The sequence below is a fragment of the Pseudomonas edaphica genome, from assembly GCF_005863185.1.
Lineage (GTDB): Bacteria > Pseudomonadota > Gammaproteobacteria > Pseudomonadales > Pseudomonadaceae > Aquipseudomonas > Aquipseudomonas edaphica.
In genome coordinates, this window is sequence record NZ_VBVZ01000404.1 from 1 (window position 1) to 5,700 (window position 5,700).

The window sequence follows — 5,700 nt, forward strand, 5'->3', positions numbered from 1 at the left end:
GTAAAGCAGAGCCCAGAAAGGTGCTGGCGCTGGCGACGGTGACGCCCAATAGCGCGGCGGTGCGCAGGAACTGGCGGCGGTTGATTTCAGCGCTTTTAACTTGCACACACAGGTCATTGATGGCTGGATGCGGCGGGGCGCCGTCCAGGGTAGTCAAGTCTTTCATAAGCCTCTCCGGTACTTGCGAATATGCGTTTTTGTTGAACCGCAAGGGTCAGTGGCAAGCGCAGCAACGGCGCAGCACGAACCGCTGTGAAACCGGCAGAAGAACAAGGCGCAACGAAGTCAGAAGGCGGGCAATGGGATAGGACATAGGGGCAGCTCTCATGTTGTTTTTATTAGAGATGCCCGCAGTTTTGTCATTTGCGCAAAGATGGACAAACGACAAATTCTGCGCAGTAACCTTCTATAAATGCATGTTACGGATCCTTCCCAAGGCCACCTCTCGAGCTAGACGTGTTCAGCGTGGCAACAGGCGCGGGTCGAACGGGTAATCAGAGAGCAACTCGATACCGTGTTCGTGGATATAGATCTGTTCTTCGAGCTTCACGCCTTCGCCGCCGTCATCGTGGCCGATGTAGCTTTCCACGCAGATGGTCATGCCGGCTTCGAACACGCCGTCATAGCCCAGCGCGTCGATGTCTTCGCGGTGTACCACGTAAGGGTATTCACCGGTCATGCCAACCCCGTGCGCCAGGGCGAAGTAGCGGTTGTTTTTGTAATGTTCGGGAATTTTCCAGGCCATCTCGGCGTACTTCTTGAAGCTGCGCCCGGCCTTGAGCATTTCTACGTTGGTCTGCACTTGCTCGTAGGCGAGTTTGTACAGTTCCTGTTGCTTGGCGGTGGCGGCCTGGTCGCCACAGAGAAAGGTGCGCGAAAAGTCGGCGTAGTAGCCGAAGCGCCCGACCACGTCGGTGTCCAGCGCGACCAGATCACCGGCTTCAATAGGCCGCGTGCTGCACTCTTGGAACCACGGGTTAGTGCGTGGGCCGGAGGACAGCAGGCGAGTCTCGACGTAATCACCATCGGTGGCGATCACATGCTGGTGCAGATGCGACCACAGTTCGTTCTCGCTGATGCCCGGCACCAGTTTACTTTCCATCAGGCGCACACCCGTTTCAGTGGCGCGCAGGCTGGCGCGGATCATTTTCAGTTCGTTGGGCACCTTGATGCAGCGCGCACGCTCCAGCGGTTCCTGGGCGTCAAACACTTGGTAACCCAGCCGTTGCAGTTCGAACGCGGCGGCCGAGGTGGCGCTTTCGATGGCAATGCGTTTACCGCCGCCGCACTGGCGCACCAGTTCATCTATCTCGGCGGCCCAGTCGGCGGTGACGTTGTTCAAGAAGCTGTCGCAGAAGTAGTAGGAAATGGCTTTGGCCGGGCGCACTTCATCCACGGTATTCAGGCTTTCGGCCAGGTGCAGACAGCCGCCGAACTCGAAGATCACCACCGGGCCTTCTGCCGGTATAAAGGCATAACGCGCCGGGTTGCGTGCCGAGTACACCTGCATGTTGCGTGAGCCGGTGGCGTAGCGCATATGGGTGGGGTCGAACAGCACACAAGCGGCGTAGTCACGTTTTTTCAGTTCGTTGCGTACCCGTTGCAGGCGGTCCAGCTGGATTTGCTGGATTTCGTCATAAGTGGGCTCGCAGTCGGCGGGGTTGCGGTTGGGGCCTGACAGACTCATGGGTGTTCCTCGCAGGGCAAAGACGGTTTTTTGGTTTTTTATGGGCGTGAATCAGTCGAGCAACTGGTCGCTGCGCACCAGGTTGCGTTCGGCTTGCAGGTGGGCTTCGGACAGGCGTCCGTAAAGCTGTTTGGTGCGTTGGGCGCGGCCAATGATTCCGGGTTTCTCGGAGTAGGCGAAGATCGCGGTGTTGCGCTCGGTTGAGCCTTCCACGCGGGTGACGCGGTGCACTGAGAAACGGCCCTTGAAGATCTGCAAATCACCGGGGTTGAGTTCCAGATTCTGCACCCGTGAGCGGTCTTCGCCACGCACCACTTTGCCGACTGCGCCGAGGTTCTCCTGGCTGCGCGAGCGGATCATCGGCGCGTACTCGAACAGGCCACCGGCCTCGGGCTTCTGGGTCATCATGCTGACGATGAATTCGTTGGTGTCGAAGTGCCAAGGCTGCTCGGTGCCCTCGGGCATCACGTTGATCACCAGGCCGGCGAAAGGGTCGGCGTATTCGAAAATCTCCGGTTCGTCGAGGCAGGCGCCGATAAAGCGCTTCATCATTGGCGACACGTACAGGCGATGGATGATCGCGTCGGGGGCGATCATGTCGCGGGTCACGAATCCACTGGTGCGCTCCATGAACGTGCGGCGCGGGTCATCCTGGGGCAGGCTGGGGTCGTCTTCGGTGAAGTAGGGGTTGACCTTGCGCACCGAATAGAACGTTTTGCCCGACAGCGCCTGGCCTTCCAGGCGCGCCTGTTCCAGCACTTCGGGGCGCAGGAAGTTCTTCAGCAGGCAGCAACCGTCTTCGGCCAGTTCGGCACGCGCATGTTCAATTAATGCGCGCAGTTGAACATGGCCCGAATCATGTATGGGATACAGCGCTGTATTAATGATATCGCTGATATCACCGGTTTCGGCATCGGCAAGTTTAAGACTCATACACGGCTCCTGAAGTAGGCTGTTGTGTTGAGTCGATAGTTGCGTAAACCGGTTTGAAGTGGAAATTACAAGTTGTGATCGAATCCATCGGCAGGGGCGATAGTTATGTCAGGCGAACTGGATGGGGGCTTACTTAAAGTGTTTGTGGCAATTATCGAATGCCAGGGGTTTTCGGCGGCTGCTGAGCGTTTGCATAAAACCCAGTCCACCGTCAGCCAGAGCTTGCAGCGCCTGGAAGAGATCGTGGGAACGCCGCTTATTCACCGCACCAGCCGCTCCATCGGCCTCACGCCGAGCGGCGAAACCTTTCTGATCTATGCGCGGCAGATCCTCAAGCTGCACCTTGAGGCGGTCAGCGCGGCTCAATTACCCAATGAGCAGGTGTGTATCCACCTGGGTATGCCCGAGGACTACGCTCAATACTGCCTGGGCGGAATGCTCAAGGATTTTCAGGCGCAGTTTGCCCAGGTGCGCCCGGATATTTGCTGTGAGATGTCTACCGCGCTGGTCAGCCGCTTGCATCGCGGCGAGCTGGACTTGGTGCTGGGTGTTGAACATGCGGGCCTGCAACCGGGGGAATACCTGTGCGATGAACCGTTGGTGTGGGTGGCGGCGCCGAGTTGGAGTGGCGTAGGGCGCCAGTCGGTGCCGCTGGCGGTGTACGCCGAAGGGTGTGCGTTCCGTGCCAATGCCGTGCAAGCGCTGGCCCAGGCCGGGCGTTCGTGGCAGGTGGTTTATACGAGTCAGAGCCCGCGCGGCATTGCGATTGCCATTGAGCAAGGCTTGTCGGTGGGCGTGATGGCACGGCGGCTGGTGCCGGAGGGCTGGCAGATTCTGGATGAGCAGCAAGGCTTCCCAGCCATTGCCCCGGCGCGCCTGATGTTTTGGCGCTCGGTGGGTTGCCAGGTTCCGGAGGTGGAGGCGCTGGTGGAAATTTTGCAGCGCCAGTTGGGACGTTCAGGGTATTTGCACGGCCAACGCGTCCACGGCCTGCCGATGGGCCATGCGCTTGAGCAGTAGCAAACTTGCCAGTACCCAGCCGGCAATCCAGGCATGTACCACGGTAAATTCGCCACTGACCTGCAACAGCCAACCGCACAGCCCATTGGCCGAAGCACTGGCCAGCCCGTAGCTGACCATGCTCAGGCTCACCACTTGCAGGCTTTGCACCGGATCGAGGCGTGCACTGAGGTAGGCGGCCATCAAACCCCATGAAGGGAAATAGAACAGCGCGAACAATCCGGCAGCGCACCAGCTCAGTAATAGGCTGGGATGCCCCAGCAGGCCGAGCATGGCGAGGCCGAATGCGCTAATGCTCAGCGCCAGCACCCGCAGTGCGCCCCAGCGATCTGCCAGCGAGCCCAATAGCAGCCCGCCGATGGCGCCGCCAATGCCGATCAACGTCCACATCGAGCCCGTAACCGCCGCACCGGCGTGCAGGCGGTCACTGACAAAGGCCGATAAAAAGTTGAGGAACGGTCCACTGATTGCGCCGATAAATCCGCTGAGTAACACAATGTGCAAGGCCACTGGCTGGTCGACGCACAGTTGCAGCCATTGTTTGAGCACTTGGGTGAATGCGGGCGGCTGGACAGAGCGGGGCGCTTGTTCGACGTGCGCAGCCAAGGTCCACAAGGTCAGCAGCGTGACCAGCAGCGTCAGGCCTGCACAGATCAACCAAAACTGGCGCAATGACAGACCTTGCAACAGTGCGATCAATAGCCCATTCAAGCAAATGGCAAAAGCGGCCCCCGACGACGCCAACCCCAGCACGCGGCTGCGATGAGTCGCCGGGATCACTTCTCGGGCCAATGCGGCAATCGCGTTCCAGTTCGACACCGCGCAGGCCGACACCAGCGCCAGGCATAGCGCAAACGGCACTACCCAAGGCGTGGCGACGGCCAGTGCCAGCAACACCGGGCTTAACACGATGGTCAGGCGCACCATATTGCGTGGGCTCACCCAGGCCGCGGCGATGCCGCTGGCAATCGAGGCACCCATGTAGAACAGCTGTAGCACGGCTGCAATCAAGGCGGCCTGGCTGTAGTTCAGTTCAAATACCCCACGGATCTGCGGCAATAAGGCGGAGTACAGAAAAATACTGAAACCGTGGGTGGTCGCGTTACAGGCGGTAAATACCAATGCCAGTAAACCGATACTTCGTCGCGTTGAAATAGGGGTGCTAGACATGGCGCGGCCTCGATTTAGTTGGCGAAGAGCCAATAGACTTAGTTGGAGGGAAGACTAACTTTTGTAGTGCGCGGGCAGCCAATGCTTAATTGTCTTAGTGTGCATGCGTTATACGCGTGCTATTTATTCGTCAGCGACGTGTTTAGTCCAAAAACGACATGATTGATTTCGGTCGAGTATTTTTCTCTGTGGGGGGAGTGCTACCGCTGGCCCAATACAAAAAGGTATGTTGTACGGGTATTTCTCTGCTCAATCTTCCTTGTTGATCGTTGTCGAGTGCTCTCCATGAAACGCAAAATGCCTGGTCTCAATGCCCTCAAAGCCTTCGAAGTCGCCGGCAGCACCGGCAGCTTTACCCGTGCTGCCGAGCTGTTGAACGTGACTCAGAGCGCGGTCAGTCGCCAGGTACGCCAGTTGGAAGAACAATTGGGGGAGAGCCTGCTGGAACGGCGCCACCATCACCTCGAGCTCACCAGCGCCGGGCGCGTGTTGTTGCGGGCGTTGCACCAGTCGTTCGACAAGATCGAGCTGACAGTGCGCAGCATCCAGCAGAAAACCCATTCCAACCGGTTGCACATCAACGCGCCGCCGACGTTTACCAGCCGCTGGTTGATGCCGCGTTTGGGGCGTTTGCGCGAGGCGCATCCGGAGTTGGAGCTGAGCATCACCACGTGCCTGCAAGACAGCCTGGCGCAGACCAGCACGCTCGATTGCGCCATTCGGTTCGGCAATGGCGAGTGGGATGGCCTGGACAGTTCGTTGCTGATTCAGGAGCGGCACATCGCGGTGTGCGCGCCGTCGCTGTATGCCCGGGAATGCAGCGATGGCGTGGATCTGAATTGCATGACCTTGTTGCATGTGTTGGCCAGTGAAGATCAGCGTTACTTGAC

Annotated in this window: 6 protein-coding genes; 2 read left to right on the forward strand and 4 right to left on the reverse strand. The window is 58.9% G+C overall.

What is annotated here, in order from left to right; translation table 11 throughout:
• From FEM54_RS22610 to FEM54_RS22620, 3 genes are all read right to left on the reverse strand, one after another.
• The coding region (locus FEM54_RS22610) for a twin-arginine translocation signal domain-containing protein (protein ID WP_138453131.1) at positions 1-166 on the reverse strand (166 nt) is incomplete at its 3' end.
• Positions 167-460: 294 nt separating this feature from the next.
• Positions 461-1,687 carry a M24 family metallopeptidase gene (locus FEM54_RS22615; RefSeq protein WP_138453133.1) on the reverse strand — a complete coding sequence of 409 codons (1,227 nt, stop codon included), beginning with the start codon at positions 1,685-1,687 and terminating at the stop codon, positions 461-463.
• Positions 1,688-1,738: 51 nt separating this feature from the next.
• Complete coding sequence (locus FEM54_RS22620; RefSeq protein WP_138453135.1) at positions 1,739-2,620, reverse strand: HalD/BesD family halogenase; 882 nt, start codon at positions 2,618-2,620, stop codon at positions 1,739-1,741.
• 105 nt (positions 2,621-2,725) lie between these two features.
• On the opposite strand from FEM54_RS22620, the gene FEM54_RS22625 reads away from it, so the two are divergent.
• A complete protein-coding gene (locus FEM54_RS22625) occupies positions 2,726-3,640 on the forward strand; it encodes a LysR family transcriptional regulator (RefSeq protein WP_138453137.1) in 915 nt (304 codons plus the stop codon).
• On the opposite strand, the gene FEM54_RS22630 is transcribed toward FEM54_RS22625, so the two are convergent.
• Positions 3,578-4,810: an MFS transporter gene (locus FEM54_RS22630; protein WP_032865444.1), complete on the reverse strand. Its 1,233-nt coding sequence runs from the start codon at positions 4,808-4,810 to the stop codon at positions 3,578-3,580. The two genes, FEM54_RS22625 and FEM54_RS22630, sit on opposite strands and share 63 nt — an antisense overlap.
• A 285-nt stretch (positions 4,811-5,095) precedes the next feature.
• Here FEM54_RS22630 and FEM54_RS22635 point away from each other — a divergent pair.
• A partial coding sequence (locus FEM54_RS22635) for a LysR family transcriptional regulator (RefSeq protein ID WP_138453140.1) occupies positions 5,096-5,700 on the forward strand: 605 nt, incomplete at its 3' end.